General features: G+C 65.7%; 19 protein-coding genes. 3 read left to right on the forward strand and 16 right to left on the reverse strand.

Annotation, left to right across the window (positions count from 1 at the left end; translation table 11 throughout):
* Positions 1–90: 90 nt before the first annotated feature.
* The 9 genes from N687_RS0105080 to N687_RS0105120 form a co-directional block, all read right to left on the reverse strand.
* Entirely contained in the window at positions 91–1,182 is a 1,092-nt protein-coding gene (locus N687_RS0105080) for an ABC transporter substrate-binding protein (RefSeq protein WP_197029208.1), read from the reverse strand.
* Between the two features lie 166 nt (positions 1,183–1,348).
* Positions 1,349–2,185, reverse strand: coding sequence for an ABC transporter permease (locus N687_RS0105085; protein ID WP_029420825.1), 837 nt, complete (start codon positions 2,183–2,185; stop codon positions 1,349–1,351).
* 2 nt (positions 2,186–2,187) lie between these two features.
* Complete coding sequence (locus tag N687_RS0105090) at positions 2,188–2,961, reverse strand: ABC transporter ATP-binding protein (RefSeq protein WP_029420826.1); 774 nt, start codon at positions 2,959–2,961, stop codon at positions 2,188–2,190.
* Between the two features lie 23 nt (positions 2,962–2,984).
* Complete coding sequence (locus tag N687_RS0105095; RefSeq protein WP_029420827.1) at positions 2,985–3,326, reverse strand: EamA family transporter; 342 nt, start codon at positions 3,324–3,326, stop codon at positions 2,985–2,987.
* A 5-nt stretch (positions 3,327–3,331) separates the two neighbouring features.
* Complete coding sequence (locus N687_RS0105100) at positions 3,332–4,246, reverse strand: glycosyltransferase family 2 protein (protein WP_029420828.1); 915 nt, start codon at positions 4,244–4,246, stop codon at positions 3,332–3,334.
* Complete coding sequence (locus N687_RS0105105; protein ID WP_029420829.1) at positions 4,215–5,261, reverse strand: hypothetical protein; 1,047 nt, start codon at positions 5,259–5,261, stop codon at positions 4,215–4,217. The genes N687_RS0105100 and N687_RS0105105 overlap by 32 nt, the downstream gene beginning before the upstream one ends.
* Positions 5,254–6,216: an ABC transporter permease gene (locus N687_RS0105110; RefSeq protein WP_029420830.1), complete on the reverse strand. Its 963-nt coding sequence runs from the start codon at positions 6,214–6,216 to the stop codon at positions 5,254–5,256. Before N687_RS0105110 ends, N687_RS0105105 begins: the two co-directional genes overlap by 8 nt.
* 169 nt (positions 6,217–6,385) lie before the next feature.
* Entirely contained in the window at positions 6,386–7,075 is a 690-nt protein-coding gene (locus N687_RS0105115; protein ID WP_051662961.1) for a cation transporter, read from the reverse strand.
* Positions 7,075–7,527 carry a hypothetical protein gene (locus N687_RS0105120; RefSeq protein ID WP_035462066.1) on the reverse strand — a complete coding sequence of 151 codons (453 nt, stop codon included), beginning with the start codon at positions 7,525–7,527 and terminating at the stop codon, positions 7,075–7,077. Before N687_RS0105120 ends, N687_RS0105115 begins: the two co-directional genes overlap by 1 nt.
* Before the next feature lie 209 nt (positions 7,528–7,736).
* Here N687_RS0105120 and N687_RS25415 point away from each other — a divergent pair, with 209 nt between their 5' ends.
* Together N687_RS25415 and N687_RS0105130 are read left to right on the forward strand one after the other, a co-directional pair.
* Positions 7,737–8,597, forward strand: coding sequence for a lytic transglycosylase domain-containing protein (locus N687_RS25415; RefSeq protein ID WP_081841162.1), 861 nt, complete (start codon positions 7,737–7,739; stop codon positions 8,595–8,597).
* A gap of 76 nt (positions 8,598–8,673) precedes the next feature.
* Positions 8,674–9,990 (forward strand): ArnT family glycosyltransferase, encoded by a 1,317-nt coding sequence (locus N687_RS0105130; RefSeq protein WP_051662963.1) that lies wholly within the window; start codon positions 8,674–8,676, stop codon positions 9,988–9,990.
* 6 nt (positions 9,991–9,996) lie between these two features.
* On the opposite strand, the gene gpr is transcribed toward N687_RS0105130, so the two are convergent.
* Positions 9,997–10,971, reverse strand: coding sequence for a GPR endopeptidase (gene gpr, locus N687_RS0105135; protein WP_029420835.1), 975 nt, complete (start codon positions 10,969–10,971; stop codon positions 9,997–9,999).
* A 207-nt stretch (positions 10,972–11,178) separates the two neighbouring features.
* On the opposite strand from gpr, the gene rpsT reads away from it, so the two are divergent.
* Positions 11,179–11,457, forward strand: a complete 279-nt coding sequence (gene rpsT / locus N687_RS0105140) for a 30S ribosomal protein S20 (RefSeq protein WP_029420836.1) — start codon at positions 11,179–11,181, stop codon at positions 11,455–11,457.
* A gap of 127 nt (positions 11,458–11,584) precedes the next feature.
* Here the strand turns inward: rpsT and N687_RS24650 are convergent, their stop codons facing one another.
* The 6 genes from N687_RS24650 to N687_RS21995 form a co-directional block, all read right to left on the reverse strand.
* Positions 11,585–12,100, reverse strand: coding sequence for a small, acid-soluble spore protein, alpha/beta type (locus tag N687_RS24650; RefSeq protein WP_051662964.1), 516 nt, complete (start codon positions 12,098–12,100; stop codon positions 11,585–11,587).
* Between the two features lie 51 nt (positions 12,101–12,151).
* Positions 12,152–13,150 (reverse strand): DNA polymerase III subunit delta, encoded by a 999-nt coding sequence (gene holA / locus N687_RS0105150; RefSeq protein ID WP_029420838.1) that lies wholly within the window; start codon positions 13,148–13,150, stop codon positions 12,152–12,154.
* Between the two features lie 84 nt (positions 13,151–13,234).
* The gene (locus N687_RS0105155) at positions 13,235–14,419 is read right to left on the reverse strand and encodes an NAD(P)/FAD-dependent oxidoreductase (protein WP_035462067.1); all 1,185 of its coding nucleotides are present in this window, start codon (positions 14,417–14,419) and stop codon (positions 13,235–13,237) included.
* A gap of 114 nt (positions 14,420–14,533) precedes the next feature.
* Positions 14,534–16,210 (reverse strand): ComEC/Rec2 family competence protein, encoded by a 1,677-nt coding sequence (locus tag N687_RS0105160; RefSeq protein WP_156040040.1) that lies wholly within the window; start codon positions 16,208–16,210, stop codon positions 14,534–14,536.
* A gap of 26 nt (positions 16,211–16,236) precedes the next feature.
* On the reverse strand, positions 16,237–17,355 hold the full coding sequence (locus N687_RS0105165; RefSeq protein ID WP_029420841.1) for a transglutaminase domain-containing protein: 1,119 nt from the start codon (positions 17,353–17,355) through the stop codon (positions 16,237–16,239).
* Between the two features lie 78 nt (positions 17,356–17,433).
* Positions 17,434–18,282: a ComEA family DNA-binding protein gene (locus N687_RS21995; RefSeq protein ID WP_197029209.1), complete on the reverse strand. Its 849-nt coding sequence runs from the start codon at positions 18,280–18,282 to the stop codon at positions 17,434–17,436.
* Positions 18,283–18,356: the final 74 nt, after the last annotated feature.

Genomic DNA, 18,356 nt, shown 5'->3' on the forward strand with positions numbered 1-18,356 from the left:
AATGAGACAAAACAATGAGACAATCGAAAACATTCCGCATCAAAACCAGCGGGGATAACATCCCCGCCGGCCCATGTGCGGGGCGGGGCGTCACGCCCCGCCGCCGAGCTTTTGCTGCGCCTGCTTCAGGAACGAGTCGTCGACCATGCTGCCCGCGTCGACCTCGCCCTTGACAAAGCCGGCGCTCTGGTAGAACTTCAGCTGGTTCTCGATGTTCGCCGGGTCGACCTCTGCCTTGGGATCGACGTAAATCAGCTCCGTCTTCACGACGTCGGCCGGCTGTTTGGCGTACTTGGAGATGATGTCGAGACCCTTTTTGTAATCCGGGTCATCGGCGTTGTGGTTCCCGTACACGTGCTGGTTGTAGAACTGCACCGCCCGCAGGTAGCCCTCCATGAATTTGGTGGCTGCGTCCGTCTGCGTGCGGAAATTCGGCGAATAGGCGATGACGAGCAGGTCCGCCTTGACGTTGTCGTCCACCCAGGCGATGAGGTGCGCCTTGCCGCTCTGCAGCTCCTTGTTCGCCGCCGGCTGCGGCAGAATCGCCGCGTCCACCTGGCCCGACTCCACCGCCGCCGCGATGTTTGACGTGGTGTGCAGCGGCACCTCCTGCACGTCTTTGAGCGTCAGGTTGTGCGCGGCCAGCATCGACCCGAGCAAGTAATCGAAAGTCGATCCCGCCGTCGTATTGCCAAACCGCTTGCCCTTCAGATCGGCGACGCTGTGCACCCCGGCGTTCCACGCCTTGTCGCTCGCCACCAGCGCCTCGAACTTCTGGCCCGGCCAAATGCGGCCCTTGTCGGCGACGATGTACTCTTTTTTACCACTCGCCCACAGGTTGAACAGGCTGGCGGTGATGCCCGTCGCGCTGACGTCGAGGGTGCCCGCCGCCGTGGCGACGTCGATGTCTCCAGCCGCCTCGTACGTCTTCAACTGCACGTCGAGCCCGAGGTCCTTCCAGTAACCCAGGTCCTGGGCCAGGAAGATCGGCGCCGAACTGACCAGCGGTGTCGTCCCGACCGTGATCGTCGCCGTCGATCCGCTGCCCCCCGCCGTCTGGTTCCCAGGCGCCGGATTCGCGGTGTTCGAACTGCCGCCGGACGCCCCTGCACCAGACGCGCCGCACCCGGCCACCGCCACCATCGCCATCGCCAACGCCGCACTCACCCAACGCTTGTTCAACACTCCACTCCTCCTCTGTCTCCGGGCCCTCGCGGAGCCCCAACGCTCGCCTCCACGGCGTGTTGATGATTTTCGAATCATCATACGCCGTCTTCTGCGATTCGACAAGAGGATCGATAGATGGCGGCCGCCGCCGGAGGAACACCGGGCAAGCACCCCGCGGGAATCAACGCGCCTGCCAGGGCAACAGACGGCGCTCCAACCAGGCCAGCCCGCGGCTGATGACCAGTCCCAATACGCTCAACACCACCACGCCGACCAGGACGTTGGCCGTCAGCATGAGCGACGAGTACTGCAGGATCATCGCCCCAATGCCGTGCTGCGCGCCGATCATCTCTGCCGCCACCAGGATGAGCAGGCTCAAACCGGCGCCGATGCGCAGCCCGGCGAAGATGGTGGGCAGCGAAGCCGGCAGGATCACCCGCCATACAAGCGTCCAGCGCGATGCCCCAAAGCTGACTGCCGCGCGCAGCAGCGACGGATCGGTGTTGCGCACCCCTGCGTACGTGTTGAACAGGACCGGGAACATCACCTCGGCAGCGATCACCAACACCTTCGACGCCTCGCCCGCCCCGACCCACAGGATCAAGAGGGGGATGATGGCCAGCTTTGGGATGGGGTAAAGCGCTCCCGCCACCGGGAGCCCGACGCGCTCCGCGATGCGCGAGAAGCCGAGCCACAAACCGAACAGGATGCCAGCTCCCGCACCGAGCGCATAACCCACCACAATGCGGCCGAGGCTGGCCTCCGTGTTCACCCACAGGTCGCCGCTTTGCACCAGTTGCACGCCGGCTTGAAAAATCGAGACGGGGCTCGGCAGGTCGGCCTCTGGGATCACGCCGAGGCCCGTCAACGCCTGCCACAGGACCAACAGGACGACGACGCCCGCCGGCGCGATCCACGCCGGGGCCCGCCGTTCCACGAATCCCATTCGGTAGCGCACCGGAACGCGTTCCGGGGCCTCCTCCGGCCGGCCGGATGATCGCTCTCGTTCGACCGACATCCTCATCCCTCCACCAATGCCTGCTCTGCGTCGCGCCGAATCGTCTGCCAGATGGCGTCCGCGAAGCCAAGCAACTTCACCTGCGCCTCCGGCGCCTTGCGGGCCGCACGCGGGATGTCGATATCCACCACGCGCACCACCCGGCCGGGCCGGCGTGACAACACCACCACCCGGTCGGCCAGCGCCACCGCCTCCTCGATGTTGTGCGTGACGTACAACGTCTTCTGACGCACCGATTCCCACAGGTTTAACAGCTCTTCCTGCATGATCAGGCGCGACTGCGCGTCGAGCGCAGACAGCGGTTCATCCATGAGCAACACGTCCGGCTCGATGACGAACGCGCGGGCGATCCCGACTCGCTGGCGCATTCCGCCCGACAGCTGATGCGGGTATTTGTCTTCGAATCCCTCCAAGCCGACCTTGCGGATCATCTCGCGGGCCCGCTCGGTGCGCTCCCGCTTCGGCACGCCCAACTGCTCCAGCCCGAACTCGACGTTCCGCTGAACGGTTCGCCACGGGAACAGGGCGTGCTCTTGGAACACCACCCCAATGCGCGGGCTGCGCCCCGCCGCGCCCTCGAAAAAGATCTGACCCCGGGTGGGCTCGGTGAGCCCCGCCACCATCGACAACAGGGTCGATTTCCCGCATCCGCTCGGGCCCACAATGGCGACGAACTCCTGCTCCGCCACCGTGAGATGGATGTCGTCGAGGGCGACCGTCTCACGACCGCGCCCATCCCGGTAGACCTTGGAGACCCCGTCTACCACAAGACGCATTCCGGTTCCCCCCTGGTTTTCCGTCATCGCGCCACGAACACGACCCCGATGAGGATGATCGCGAGCCCAATCCAACGCGTCAATGGCACCGCCTCATGGAAAAACACGAGCGCGACCAACACCGCGGCCACGTAGGCGAGGCTCTGCATGGGATAGAGCATGCTGAGCGGCAGTTGCTTGAGCAGATAGATCCACACCAGCGTCGCTACGCCGTACAGCAGCACGCCGCCGAGGATCCACGGAGAGAACAGCGCCCGCAACAGATCCCCGATTCCGTGGAGCGACAGGGACGCGATCCCGATCTTCCACATCGCCTGGCCCGTCACCAGCAGGGCGATGTTTACAGCGACCAACAGGTAGTTCATGTGCGTCACTCCGTCTTGTTCAACAGCAGTTGGTAGACATCCCGGTGCTGGCGCACGATGGTGTCGAGAATGAACCCGCACGTCACCGAGATCGACGCCAGCATCATGAACCCGACCGCCAAGATGGCAGACGGAATCTTGGAGATCATGTGGGTGGCGATGAACTCCGTGATCACGGGAACCCCCACCAGCAGACCGAGCACGAAAAACACGAGCGCCGCCGTGCAGAAAAACGCCAGCGGCTTGTAGTCTTTAAAAATCCAGAACACCGTCCGGAGAACCCGCATCCCGTCGCTGAAGGTGTTCAGCTTGGAAACGCTGCCCGCAGGGCGGTCGCGATAATCGATCGGGATCTCGACGATGCGAAACTTCTTGTCCAGCGCGTGCAGCGTCATCTCCGTCTCGATTTCGAACCCCTCGCTGGCCACCGGCATGTTCTTCACGAACAGCCGGTTGAATGCCCGGTATCCGGTCATGATGTCCCGCAGGTCCGAATGAAACAGCGCATTGATCAGCCACTTGACCAGATTGTTGCCGAAGTTGTGGAACGGACGCTTGTTTTCCTTCGTGTACGATCCGTTGGAATGCCGATCCCCGATGACCATGTCCGCCTCGCCGCGGACGATGGGTGCGATGAGGTCGTGCACGAACTCCGCGGGATACGTGTCGTCCCCGTCGACCATGACGTATACGTCGGCATCGACCGCGCGGAACATCGAGCGCACCACGTTGCCCTTCCCTTGGCGCGGCTCCCGCCGGACAATGGCCCCCGCGGCGGCCGCGACGTCCGCCGTACGGTCGCGAGAGTTGTTGTCGTACACGTACACCTCCGCCTCTGGCAGCTCCCTGCGAAAATCCGAGACGACCTTGGCGATGGTGGGTTCTTCGTTATAACAAGGAATCAGAACCGCGATCTTCAAATTGTCGTGCCTCCACTCCCCGGTTGTCCGCCAAAAGCGTAGCACAGCCGGGCCGGCGCCGCCACCCGCCGCGCAGGCCGCCCGCCATCCGCCTCCGTCTGTCTCTGCCCCGCGGCCAGGCGGCTGGCGCCCAGCTGGCGTCGCCCCGCGCAGGCTCCGGCGCCAACCCCGCCGCCAGCAGGCGCAGCCCGAGGATGAGCGCACACAAGGCCAGCGTGGGGAACAGGACGGGCGCCGGGTCCGAAAACCAGTGTTGGCTCGCGGCGCCGATCAACGCCGGCCAGTCCAGTTGCCGGCTGTCGATCACGACGGCGTTTTCGGTCCGGATCAGGCGCAGGTGACTGAAGATCCCAAAGTACGCCAGCTCTCCCATCACCGCCAGGACGCGGGCGTACGTCAGGGGCAGGTACTCGGCAAGATAGGGACGCCACCAAGGCCACACATGGCGGGTGAGGATGCGCACGGGCGCACACCCGGTGGTCCGTGCTGCCTCGATGAACGGGCGGCCGAGAATGAGCCGCAGGTCGCCCTCCAAGGTCGGGGCGAAGCGCGCACTCTCCAGCAACGCGATGACCAGGTAGTACCAAAGGTTCAGGCGGGCGGAGAAATAGATGCCGGGCGCCTCCAGCAAGAGCAGGGCGACCAGCATGGGCGGCACGAGAGACATCAGACCGGCCGCGAGATCGAACAACGGCAGAGGCACATGCCATACGGTCCGCAAGAGCGCGATCGCGCCGGACAGCCCCCAGATGGCTAGCACCAACAGCGTCGCATCGCGCAGGGTGGGCAGAGCACCGTACAGGATGCGAGCGAACAGGTCGTGCCCGTCTTGGTCGGTGCCGAGCCAATGCAAGCGAGAGGGCGGAAAGGGCGGTGCGCTGGCCGTGGCCGCGTGCCACACGTCTTGGGCGTAGGGGGACACGTGAACCCACACCTGGGGGTCCGCTCCCATTCCAATCACGGCCAATGTGAGGAACGCCCCTGCCGCAGTGCGTACGTTCAACCACTCAGGCACCCATCATCCATCTCCACCGGCGTTCCGCCCACCACCCGATTCCCCGCATCACTGCAGTGAAGACCGTGAACATCGTCAGGTAGGCGGTGAGCGCCGCGATTTGAAATTCGCCCGGCGAGGTCCACAAGGTGCTGAACCCGAGCCCCGCGTGGCCGAGCGCCTGGAGCGCGCCGAAAACGGCCCCGTGCTGGCGCATGCCGATGAACTCCACCGCCACCAGCCCGCTCATCGCCATCGTGTACACCGCAGGCAGCTCGATGGCCAGCTTCGGCAGGGCGTTCTTCAGGATGTGCCTGAAGATGACCTCACGCCAGCGCAACCCTTTGCCGAGCGCGGTGAGGACGTACCGCTCGCCGAACTGCTGGCGCAGGGTCACTGCCAGCACGCGCGCCACGTACATCCCGGGTCCCCAGGTGAGCATCACGGCACACACGGCTGTGCCGCCCCAGAACGTCTCGTCCGGGAGCATGTGCACCGGGTCGGCCCGCCAGAACATGCGCAAAAACAAAGTCCCCATCTCGACGAGGATCACGAGGCCGAACAGGGGCAGGGCGTCTACCACCCAGCACACAGCCTGCACGCCGCGATACCAGCGCGCAACGAGGAACACGTCGCACAGCCCCTTGAGGATTCCGAACAAGTACGCCCCGGCGACGGCGAAGACGATGAACCCCAGGGTCAGTGGCACATGTCCGAGGGCGTCCTGAATCACCTGGCGGTGAGCCGGTGCCTCCGGATGGGCGAACAGCGACAGGGCGGCCATCATGTTGTGGCCCCAAGTGTCGCGGACGCCACCGCGCGGCGGGCGGATGTGCCTCGGCAGGGACGCGACCGACACGAGCACAAGGAACAAGATCAGCCCGTACAAGCCCCGCCGGAGTCCTGCCTGGACCCAGGGGCGGACGGAGCCCGTCGTCGGTGCAGCGCGGACCTCTGCGATCCCCTCGTCTTGCACCACGTACCCCTCCCATGGTCCGGAGAGCCCAACGGCTTCGTCACCGGGCGTCTCCGCGTCTGCCCTCTATTGCAAACCATTTCTTGAAAACAATCAAGAGAAAAAAGCGGGAAAAAAGAGAAAAAACCTTCCCGCCGGAGGCGAGAAGGGAAGGGAGGGGTGCGCGGATTCAGGAACTCGACGAAGGCGGCTCAGACGCGGAATCCGGAAGATGATGGTGCAGGTGCGGGGCGCCCGACCAAGCAGCCTCGGCCGACTCCCACGCCTCCCGGAGGACAAAGGCGACGATTCCAAGGGCGGCGGCCGCGTCCACCCACCACCAGCCGAACGCCCACTGCAGTAAGAGCCCTGCCAAAAGCGCCCACGCCATGCAGGCGCAGGTCATGCTGCACGCCGCGTCCCCCAACAGAGCCTGGCTGTGCAGCTTGCGCCCGAGGCGGCGTTTGACGAACGCCAGCCAAGGGGTGACCAGGCTCGACGCCACGGCCACCGCCAACCCGAGCGGGCTCTCCAGCATCCCCGAGCGCATTGCCAGCGCTTGTCCGGCCTGAAAGGAGATGAACCCTGCCAGGGAGAACAGGCAACCCGCCACGAGGGCGGAGGACACGCGCTCCACGCGATCCACCCACCCGTGGTCGGGATGGCTCTGCTCCCACCACAGGCGAACCCACAGGATGACCCCAGAGACAAACTCGATCCCGCTGTCGGCGCTGAACGCCGACAAGGCCAAGCTTCCTGCGCGCATCGCCGCGAATCCGCTCAGTGCGGCTTCGGCCAGAATCCAGAGCAACGACGCGGTCTCCACCCACAGCGCCAAAACCAGCCACGATATCCGGCGTGCTTCCGCCTGCTGCGCCATCACGGCTGTCCCCCGCCGGAGACCGCCGGTCGCTCCAAGAACAACGTCTCGAGTAGGCCCGACAGCAGGCGTCCGAAGGCCTCCTGCACGTGCAGGCCCAGGATGACGCCGCCGCGATCGAGGGTATTGGCAATCGGGCTCTGCATCCCGACCAGCCGGTGATCCCACGCATCCAACGTCCCTTGCTCACCCGCAGAGGTTGCCAGCGGGAGCGAACCGGCCTGCCCAGGGAGAGGGGCAGGATATCCCCCTGCGGCTACGCTCGGCACGGCGGTGGATGCGGTGACGGGTTCCGCCGGCAGCGCTGCCGGTCCAGACAAGGCACGGATGCCCGCCGCGACCATCGACAGCGCTGCCGCGCTGGCGCCCAACACCAACAGGCTGAACAACACCCCCGCCAGTCCCCGTTTCACATACCGCCGAATCTGCATCCAGGTACTCTTCATGGACATCCCTCGCCCTCGTGCGCCTTTCTGCCCGATGTATATGAACGAAGCGGACAAATTATCACTCTAGCGAACGGTTTGCCAGGTTACGAGAGACGGAAGGTGGGTGCAGGAATCCAGAGGGGACGCGGCGAAAAGAGCGTCGAGCACAAGACGGACAGACCGGCAGCGCGTGGAGGATCGCGCCGAACGCCGTGATAAAAGGGGGTGTCGGGATGACCGCCGAACTCCGGCTTTCACCGCTTCCAGGGACCCGCCCCGGCCAGGGGCTGAATGCGCCAGAACCCAGGGGAAGCAGCGCGTCCGCAACGTCCGCCGTGAACTCGGCGGCCAGCGGGACTGCCGCCTCGGCCCGAGCGGCTACGTTACCCGCCGACCCGTCCTTTTGGGAGGTGTGGACCCAATCGCTGATCTCCCAGCTGCCCGTGCCCGGACTGGACCCGGCCGAATCCGGCGACGAAGCGGGGTTTACGCCCCTGACCCTCCCCGGCATCCCGCCAGGAATTTCCACACCCGTGCTGGGAGACAGCCTCCAGGGGCTTCCCGCCTGGACTTGGCTCGCCCTGACCAGCGGGCTAAACGCGACGGGGACGTCGGCACCGGATCAGCCTGGCCAAACGGATCCAGTGGAACAGACCGGGGCCACGGGTACCGGTACCCAGCCACCCGGAACGGCACGCCCGGGGGAGGATGGCAGCGTGGCCCGTCTCGTTGCGCTGGCCTCCGCCCGGTACGGTGTTCCCGCCGGCTTGGTGATGAGCGTGATCGCCCAGGAATCCGGCTTTCGTCCAAACGCCCAAAGCCCCGCCGGCGCTCAGGGCTTGATGCAGCTGATGCCGGACACCGCACGCATGCTCGGCGTGACCGACCCGTTCGATCCCGCGCAGAATATCGACGGCGGCGTGCGCTACCTGGCGCAGCTGCTCACCCGATATGGCGGCGACGTACCACGGGCCTTGGCGGCGTACAACGCAGGGCCGGCAGCGGTCGATCACTACGGCGGGATTCCGCCCTATCCCGAGACCGTGCAATACGTGCAGTCGGTCCTCTCCCGTTGGACAGGCACAGCCCGGTAGCCTCTCGCCAGGGGACGCGCGCGGCGGCATGTGTTATACTCGCCTGGGAATCGGACAAGGAGGGGGACGCAGGCCGGTGCGCGTCGTGAAGCGGTGGTTTACCTGGCTGCAATCGAACCGGGAACGATGGATTTATGCCATCCTCCTGCTGGCGCTGGCCATACGGGCGGCGGTGCTGGTCCGGTATCGCCTCAGCCTGACCTTGAACAGCGACGACGTGGGCTACATGCACAGCGCCATCTGGCTCCTGCAGTACGGGCGCTTCACATACCATTCGCCAGATGAGCCGACCGCCCACATGATGCCCGGCATCACGCTGCTGTTGGCGGCGGTGTTCGCGGTCTTTGGGTGGGGACCCTGGGGGGTGATGATCGCCAAGGGGGTCATGTCCCTTTTTGGCGTGGCCGCCGTCTACGGTGTCTACCTGTGCGGACGCGAGGCCTGGGGGGTGACCGCAGGGTTGGTGGCGGCACTCGGATGCGCACTGTACGTGCCTGGCATCTTGACGGACACCCTGCTGCTCACAGAACCTCCTTTTACCGCCAGCTTCGCCTGGCTGGTCTATTTCTGCATGCGCCTCGCGCGCACGCGGAGCACCCGCCATCTCCTTGCAGCCGTGGGCTGCTACCTGTTCGCGTTGTTCTTCCGGCCGACGGTCGCCCTCTTTCCCCTGGTGGTGCTGGTGTATCTCCTGTCACACCGCTACCCCCTGCGCACGCTCGCCCGGCACGCACTCCTCGGAGCGGTCATCGTGTGCTTGGCCTTGGCCCCGTGGTGGGTGCGCAACGAGCTGGCGTTTCACCGCTTCGTTCCGCTGACCAACGGTACGGGCGACCCGCTTCTGCTCGGGACCTTCGAGGGGGAAGGTTATCCCCCCGGCACCTACCAGGAGACGCTCAATGCCATCAAGGCGGCCCATCCGGGCATCTCCGCATTCGACCTGTCGCTCGCCGAGCAACAGGTGGCGAAGCAAAGGATTCATGCGTGGTGGCAGTCGGACAAACGTTCCTTCTTGCACAGCTATCTTTCGATAAAGCCAGAAATTCTCTGGGATCGGCCGTTTTACTGGAAGCCGATCCTGCGCGTCAAGCAGGAGACCATGCGCTGGGTACAGCCTCTCCTCGTGCAGGCAGGCTGCCTGGGCTGGATCATCGCCTTCCTGCTTGGACGCGGCCGGCGCCGTGAGGCGCTGTTCATGATGCTCACTCTCTTGTATTACACGGCCTTGTACTCGGCGACCTTCGCCTATGGCCGGTACAGCCTTCCGTTCATGCCCTTGATGTTCCTCGGCGTCGGCGCCGGCCTGTGGGCGCTCGGTCGCGCAGCCTGGCACCTGGGGAGCGCGGTTCGCCGGCACTGGCCTTCCCCGGCAGGGCGTCAGACGGGCCCTTGAACCCCGTCAATGCGTCAGCTGACTCGCGTCCTCCATGGTCATGGACGGGTGCAGCGCCAGATTGAGTCCTTGCGCGACCACCTCGGCGACGTCGTCGATAAACTCGTCGATCTCTTTCGGTGTCACCATCAGATTGTTCCCGAGGGGATCCAGAACTTCCTTAATGAGTTGCCACTTCTCCTGCGGGCTGAAGTGGTCGAAGATCTGGCTGGCCCCGTTGCCGGGGACGGTCTCCTTTAATTTCGCCAGGATGAGCTCCATCGCGTCGTTGGCGATGGTCGCGGCGTCGACCACGGTAGGCACGCCGACGGCAAGCACCTTACAACCCAGGGTCTGCTCATCCAACGCCTTCCGCTTGTTCCCGACGCCCGCACCAGGCTGGATGCCGGTGTCCGAGATCTGGATGGTGGCGTTGACTCGGTTGAGCGATCGAGACGCCAAGGCGTCGATGGCGACCACCAGATCCGGCCGGACATGCTCCACAATCCCCTTCACGACCTCGGTCGTCTCCACGCCTGTGACACCCAGAACCCCAGGGGAGACGGCGGCGACCGTCCGGTATCCCTCGCCGAGCAGATCGGGAAAGTACTGAAACAAATGCCGGGTCACGAACATCCTTTGGGCGACCTTGGGCCCGAGTGCGTCCGGCGTCACCTGCCGATTGCCCAGTCCGACCACCAACACGGTCGCCTGTTCGGGGACATCGAGCAGGCGTTCGAACTCCTTTGCAAACTGTTCGGCCACGCGCTGTTGCAGGTCGGGGTCCCGCCGCCGCAGACCGGGCACCTCGATGGTCACATAGCGTCCCGCGCGTTTTCCGAGGGCCTGCTCCCCCTGGCGGTTTTGGACATGCACCCGGGATACGCGGATGCCGTCGAACTCCTCTGTCTCCTCCTCCACCCCCGGCACGTTCTGCACGCGCCGGCGGGCCATCTCATGCGCCTCAATCGCCAGGTCCGTCCGCGGACTGTAGCTGTCCATCTGTCCCCAACCATCCTCATCACCGCGCGTCGAGTGTGCATGCAGCCGCCATGGATGGGCTGTCTTCATCCGACCGCCTCCCGTCCTCATGGTTACGTCTTTAAGCTGTCGCCTCCGGCGGTCCGGTATACAGTACGATTGCAGTTCCACAGGCGATGTGATAGACTGACCTTTGTCTGCAATCGAGGGTGGCAAGGAGGTGGCACTGTGCCGAACATCAAGTCCGCAGAAAAACGCGTCCGCACATCCGCACGGCGTACGCTGCGCAACGCGTCGCTGAAGTCGGCGCTGCGCACGACCATCAAGAAGTTTGAACGCGCCCTCGCGCAAAGCGACCTGGAGCAGGCGCAAATCACCCTGCGCATCGCCACGCGCGCGTTGGATAAGGCCGTGACGAAGGGCATCATCCACCGCAATGCGGCCAACCGAAAGAAATCCCGCCTCACCCGGCGATTCAACGCAGCCAGCCAATCGCAGCAGGCCTGAGCACACCTTCTTCGTGTGACAAAAAACGACCCGCCACGGGTCGTTTTTTGTCTGTATGGCGAAGGCCCTTGATGCACGCTGGGTCCAAAGTCCCGCGTCCGACCCTCCCACTAGGAACCGCATCCCGTCATCGGCCCCGTTCAGGACCGGTATGCTGACCGAGCAAGTTCCGGACCTGCCGCGGATTCGCCAGATGCGGTGATTTCGAAAGTTCCTCGCGGGCGATCTGCACCAACTTCTGCACCATCGTCCCGCCGATTTCGCCACCCAACTTCCCGGCCTGGCGAGCGGTGAGTTCACCAGGATCGGCCGCACCGACCCGGTAGGGCATCCCCGCGTATGCGGGCACGGGGACCTTTGCCTGACCCCGACCCGCGCCGGGCGTCACATGAGACGCGCCCACCCGGACAGGCTGGGACCGGCCCGCCGACGATACCCCAGGGTTCAGCCCCGGGGTCTGAACCCGGGCGGCGGTCCTTGCAGGAGACCGCTCCCGGCGCTGGCTGGCCGGGTCCAACGGCAACGCACGGGCCATGGCGTCGGCGTAAAGGGCGCCTTCCGACCGCTTTTGCTCGTTGACCTGCTGCTTCAACTGGTTCAAGGCTTCCCGCGCCTCGGGAACCAACAGCCGCCGTCTCGCCATCCTTGTACCTCCTCGTCCACTTTCCCTTAGCATGCACCGGCGAAGCGGCCTTCAACAGCAGGCAAGAACCGCCAATTCCAAGGCGTGGTGGGGATCCCGCCGCCCGCTTTTCACTTCGAACTCCAAGTCTGCCAGGACGGTCAGCAGGCGCTCCATCCGCTCCGGGTTCACGCGGGCAGCCTGGCCCGCGGCCACGCGCACCGCGTAGGGATGCGCGGCCACCTCGGCAGCGATCTGGGTGGGGGACATCCCTCGCTCCCCGAGAACGCGCGTGTACCACATCAGTCGGATCTGGCGCGCAATCAGAGCAAACAGCTTCAGTGGGTCTTCGCCCTTTCGCTGAACATCCCCCAGCGCCCGGAACGCGCGGTCCGCACGCCCCTGGACCACCCCGTCTATCCATGCGAATACGTCGTCCTCCACCGGCGGGGCGACCGCCTCCGCCACGTCCGCCGGCGTGATCGGGCGTTCGCCGGTAAACATCCACAACTTGCGCATCTCCTGCAGGGCCGCCGACACGCTGGCGCTGCGGCGCCAGAGCTCTTTCATGGCGGCTGAATGGATGCCAATCCCTTCAGCGGCCGCCAGTTGCTGCAGAATGGCGAGCGCCTGGGCTTCCTTCGGCGGGTGGCAGTCGACCACGATGTGCTGTTTGGCCAACTTCACCAGTTTTTTTCGTTCGTCCAGTTTGTCCTGCTCCACCGTGATGACCAGCGCCCGCCCCGGCACAGGCCGCGCCAGGTACGCCTCCAGGGCGTCGGTCGCGAAGCGAGCCCGCCCTCCCGCGGCCATCGCTGTGCAGCGCTGCAGCACGACGACCGGCCGAACCTGAAACAAGGTCAAGCTTTCGAGGGCGAAGACCGCGCCGTCGCACCCTTCTTCATCGAACGGGAATCGCTGGACGTCGGCCGGTCCCTGGTCGTCTCCCAGGCGATTCCGGAGCGCCTGAACGAACGACTCGGCCAGCGCGTATTCGTGGCCCACGAGCGTGAACACCCCGCTCCCATCGCCCTCTTGCACTGCTTTCATGGCGCTCGTCCAATCCAACACCGAGGGTCCGTCCCTCCTTCGGCACCCCGCGGAGGGATGCCAGAATACGAAAAACCCCGGTGAAGCCCGGGGTGTAGGCGACCATCAGGTCAGATGCACAATTTCGCCCGTCTTTTCCGCGGTCAGCCGGAGACCGCCGAGCTCCCAGAAGTACTTGACCTTCGTCGCTTCCTTCGCCAACCCAGCCAAAAAACCTTTGACTGGAAATTTGCCGATGTTGCCCACGCCCACCTCGCGGCCAAGAGACGCCAAGGTGCCCTTGAGGCTGGGCCGGAAGACCTTGAGCGGGTGTCCGTGCACCGCTGAGCTGACGTTTTCCGCGATGCAGTGACCCATCTGTGTCGCCACCTGGGCCGTCGGAGGCAGCGGTTTGCCTTCCTCGTCCTCGAACCAGGCCGTGTCGCCGCCGACGAACACGTGGTCGTCGTCCACGGACCGCAGGTACGCGTCCACCTTCGCGCGCCCGCGCCGATCGACCGTGAACCCTGCCTCGCTGAGCAGCGGATGCGCGCGTACGCCGCCCGTCCAGATGATGGTGCCCGCGCGCACAGGGTCGTCGCCTTCCACGTGCACCTCCCCGGCCTCCACTTTGACGATCTTGGTGTTCGTCCGCAGCCGAGCTCCTTTTTCGGTCAAGGTACGGGCAGCCACCTCGCGCAACTCAGGCGACACTTGCGGCAGGATGGTGGGCATGGCCTCGATGTTCTGGATCTCGACAGCCGATCGGTCGATCCCGTAGCGGACGCACAATTCGGGGATCCAATCGACCAGTTCACCGACCAATTCGATGCCTGTCAACCCGGCGCCGCCGACGACGATGCGCAGATGCGTCGAATCGCCGTCCTTCTTGTACGCCTCGAACTGGGACTCGATGTGGCGGCGGATCTGAATGGCTGTGTCGATGTTGCGCAGCACGAGGCTGTGCTCGGCCAATCCGGGGATGCCGAAGTACTCGGGCACCCAGCCGAGAGCCACCACCAGCCACTCGTACGGGTACTCACCGGATTTCCCGATGGCCACGCGGCGCGCCCGGTCCAAACGCACAATTTCGTCCTGCACAAACCGGGACGAAGGCTTTCGCAGCATGTCCCGGATCGGGACGGTGTACTTCATCGGTTCCCCACGGCCCCCGGCCGCTTCATGCAACAGAGTGGTAAAATAATGGTATTCATGGTTGTTGACGAGGGTAAACGGTTCCGAAATCCGATCCAAGCCGGTGGCGGCCATCATTCCCGCGTATCCGGCCCCCAAAATCAGGATGTCTGCCATAGTTCCTCCCTCTCCCAACGCCTCTGTGTCACTGGACGGCGGACAATGGTGATGTTTTTACGATGTCCACTTCCGAGTGGGACATCCGGCCGCCGCCGTCCAGTTGTTCCCGCTCTAAACCCCGGTCGGCTTGCCTGCATCATTATACCATACGCCGGCCCGCGGTCTGTTTGGCGGACGCCCGATTCGGCGCCAGGTTCCGCGCCGCCGACACACATACAGGAGCACCAGCCCGATGTAGTAAGGCACGGTCCACCCCCAGGGCAAGGGCGTGAACTGCCACAGCGCGCCTGGCCATCCCGCGACCCACTCCGACCAACCGACGAGTCCATGCACGCCGAGGGCTGCAAGGGCGCCACACCCTTCGGCCACCGGTCGCAGCACCGGCAACCCCTGAGCCGTCACCGCCCATGCGATGGTTCCCGCTGCCAGCGGCAGCAGGAGAGCGAGCAACGGATCGATCAGCGCGTTGGACAAGACGGCGTACGGCGTGAGCTGGCCGAAGACGCAGACCGAGACCGGAAGGATGACCGCGTCCACCCAGACCGACGCGTGCACGGTGGCCGTCGCTGTCGCCCAGAGACGCGCGACCACCCGCCGGAGTATCCCGTCTCCCACCGGTGACGGAACCGACGCTGCGCCCGCCAGCGCCATCGCCACGCCCGCTGTGGCCAGGAACGACAGGGCGCTCGACACGCTCCACAGTTGTCCCGGGTCCGCCACCCCCATCATCAGGGCCGCGGCGGCGAGGCAGGTGGACACGCGAACTGGGCGGCCGCACCACTGGGCCGCCATCCGGTACGTGGACATCGCAGCGGCCCGGACGATGGAAGGGGAGAACCCGCACAAGCCCGCAAACGCCCACACGCCCGTCACCCACGCCACCGGCCACCCCCAGGCCGGCATCCGCATCCGCCGCCACAGGGGCTGCACGGCCCAAGACGCCGTCCGTTCCAATATCATCACGTTGGCCCCGCTCGCAGCTAACACATGCAGGAGTCCGGCGGCCAGGAAGGCCCGTTCAAGCGTGGTGGGAAGGGACGATCCGCCCAAGACCATGCTCTGCACCAGCCCGGCCGTCTCCTCGTCTAAGCCGGACGTCCGGTGCAGTGCGCTGGCGATGGCGTCGTCGGCCCGGGAAAAGGCCAGGGAAATGGCGTTCCGCTGGTGCAGGGCGGATGTGACCGTGCCCTCGAAACGGTACTGGGGCCGAGCCAGAGGTCCAGCGGGAGTACGGTGAGGATCTGGAAAGAGGACCCCCCGCAGGACGACGGGATCGCCCCGATGCATTTTGGCGCCATTCGGCTCGGCCGGAAACCACACCGCTACGACGTCGCAAGGGGTCCAGGCCCCAGGTCCGCCGACGCGCTCCAGGTGCACCCAGTACCACGGCCCCGATTTTCCCGTGGACACCGCCTGGACGGACGCCTCCGCCGACAGGGGGCGGCCGCACCACGCGTCGGCATTCTGCGGGGCGCCGTGGCCACGCCATGCCCCGTAGCCGAGCGCCAGTGCCAACAGGCACCCCCACCAGGCCCCTCGGCGCTGGCCGTGCCGCGGCCGGCGGACCCAGGCCGGCCTGGCGGCCTGCACAGGCCGCTTATCCGCTCGGGATTGGCCACGCCGCCATCCCCGGGCCCTGATCCGTACGACCGCCTCGTCCCAGAGCCAACCGCCGCCGAGCCCGCCCCATAGGAAGAGGGCGCTCAACCCCAGCCAGACCGGCCAGGGCTGAGGCGCCCTCGCGTTGAGGAGATCTCCCGCCACCATGGTGAAGACCAGGGACCACACGACAACCTGCCAGGCGGGCACCCGGATCAGCGATGGTCCCCCTTGATGAGGATGGCCGTCTGCAGGTGGTGTGTCTGCCAAAATCCAGGAGAATCGAACCAAACATCTTGTTCACTGCCCCAGGTGGCATCCAACGGGATCCACCGCTGCGCCTGGCCGTCCCACACCTCGTTCCAAGCGTGGGGCCCGGATTGCCCTGCGGTACCGCCGATGCCTTCGTCGATCTTCACCGTCAACCCGCTCGCGTGGGCCAGGTTGGCGTACAACAAGGCGTAGTCGGCGCAAACCCCCTTGCCCGTGTGCAGGGTTTGTTCGGGAGACTGCTGATCCCATTGACCGCGGTACACAAAGTCGTCGTACTTCTGCCAGTCGTACGAGATATGGTGGATCTCCCACTCGTAGATCGCCTTCGCCTTACCGCGCTCGGTGGTCTGCCCCGCCGTGATGCGCTGCGCCAAGGCGGCGATGTCCTTCGGCACCATCACGACGCCCTGCGCCTGCCCGCCCGGGCTGGGGACGACGAACAGGTTGATGTTGTTCGCAAGGGGCTGTAGGGCGCCTTCGGCCAGCACAGGCAACTCGCGCGCTACGAACGGGCGTACCCAGGGATTGTACACGCGCTCCGCCAACCAACGGTAAGGGGTGGACCCGGCCGCCTCCCTTCCGACGGCCGGCAACGTAAAATACTGCAGCGCGAGAAACAGCAGGGCCCCGTACACGGAGATCCGCGCCACGCCCGCGGCGACGCCCAGCACCGCGCCGAGGCCGCGCCGGTGGCCGAGTCCGGGTGGAATCGCCTGCACCAGCAGGGCCGGCAGAGGTCTCAACAGGCGCTGGATACAAGCCGCCAGCACGCCGTACAACACCAGAAAAGCGATGGCGCTGCCCGCATTAGGCGCCTGCTGCCAGGCTTCCGCCAGCCCGCGCAACACGGGTGGCCACGCGGCCAGAGAGGCGCTTTTCACCCAGGCTCCGAGCCATACCGTGAGACGCCATCCCGCCCACAGGCACAGGGCGATCACCGCCAAATGAAGGACCTGGCGCACCAGGTGCCCGCTCTGGACCGCGAAGCCTCGCCGGAAACCCTGCCACACGGAACCGAGCAGCACCAGTCCCAGTCCAACGGTCACCCAGTTGACCGTCATCGCCTCTCCCCCCTTCACATGGGCTGGCCCGTTCCGATTTGGCGAAACCGAAACTGCGGCCTGACACGGGTCGAATCGCTAGGAGACCACCGTCACGAAGGGTGCGATCCGCTCGTACAACACCGGCCCGATCCCGGGTACCGACTGCAACTCCGTGACCGCCCGGAACCGGCCGTGCTGCTGTCGGTAGGTGATGATCGCGTTGGCCCTGGTCGGCCCGATGCCGGGCAGGGTCTGCAGCGTCTGGAGATCGGCCGTGTTCAGGTCGATCTTCAGCCCTCCCGCGGCCGGCCTTGAACCGTCTGTACCAGACGATTCGGCACCCGCTGCCGGGGTTCGGCCCGGGCTGCCGGCTGGGGCCGCATCCCCGCCCGTCGGGCTGGCCGAAGCTGCCACTCCCGCCTCGGGATCGGCGGATGGCACCACGATGTCCTGCCCGTCGTCCAGCGGCGCTGCTTCGTTGATCCAGCGAGCGTCCTCTGGATGAACAAATCCTCCGGCCGCAGCGACGGCATCCGCCACCCGGGCCCCTGCCGGCAACCGGTACACCCCGGGCCGCCGCACATCGCCCTGCACGTCCACCACCACCGCGCTATCCGCGGCGTCCTTTGGCGCCGGCGGCACCACCGCGGATACCGCCGTGGACGCCGCATTGGACGCACCGTTGGAAGAAGACGGCCGGTGAACCAGCCAGCCGATGGCGATACCGCTGATCAAAGCCAAACTGCCAAGCGCCCAGGCCGGCCATGCCCTGCGCGTGAGCAGAGGGATGCCGGTTCCGTCCGCCTCCCCTGCCCACCGTGGCAGATCCGAAACCGGGGAAGACAGAGGATCATCCGACGCCGACGGCAAAAGTGCGTCACGGAATGCGGTGTCTTCCTCCGCCCCTGTGTGGCCGGCGACATCTGGACGATGCTTCTCCTGCACCATGGACTCCCCCTTCGCGCCGATCCGCTTCGTCAGCGCGGTTGGGAGTTCCTGTTCGCTACTGTACGGGCTTA

It is taken from the genome of Alicyclobacillus macrosporangiidus CPP55 (genome assembly GCF_000702485.1).
Classification (GTDB): Bacteria; Bacillota; Bacilli; order Alicyclobacillales; family Alicyclobacillaceae; genus Alicyclobacillus_H; species Alicyclobacillus_H macrosporangiidus_B.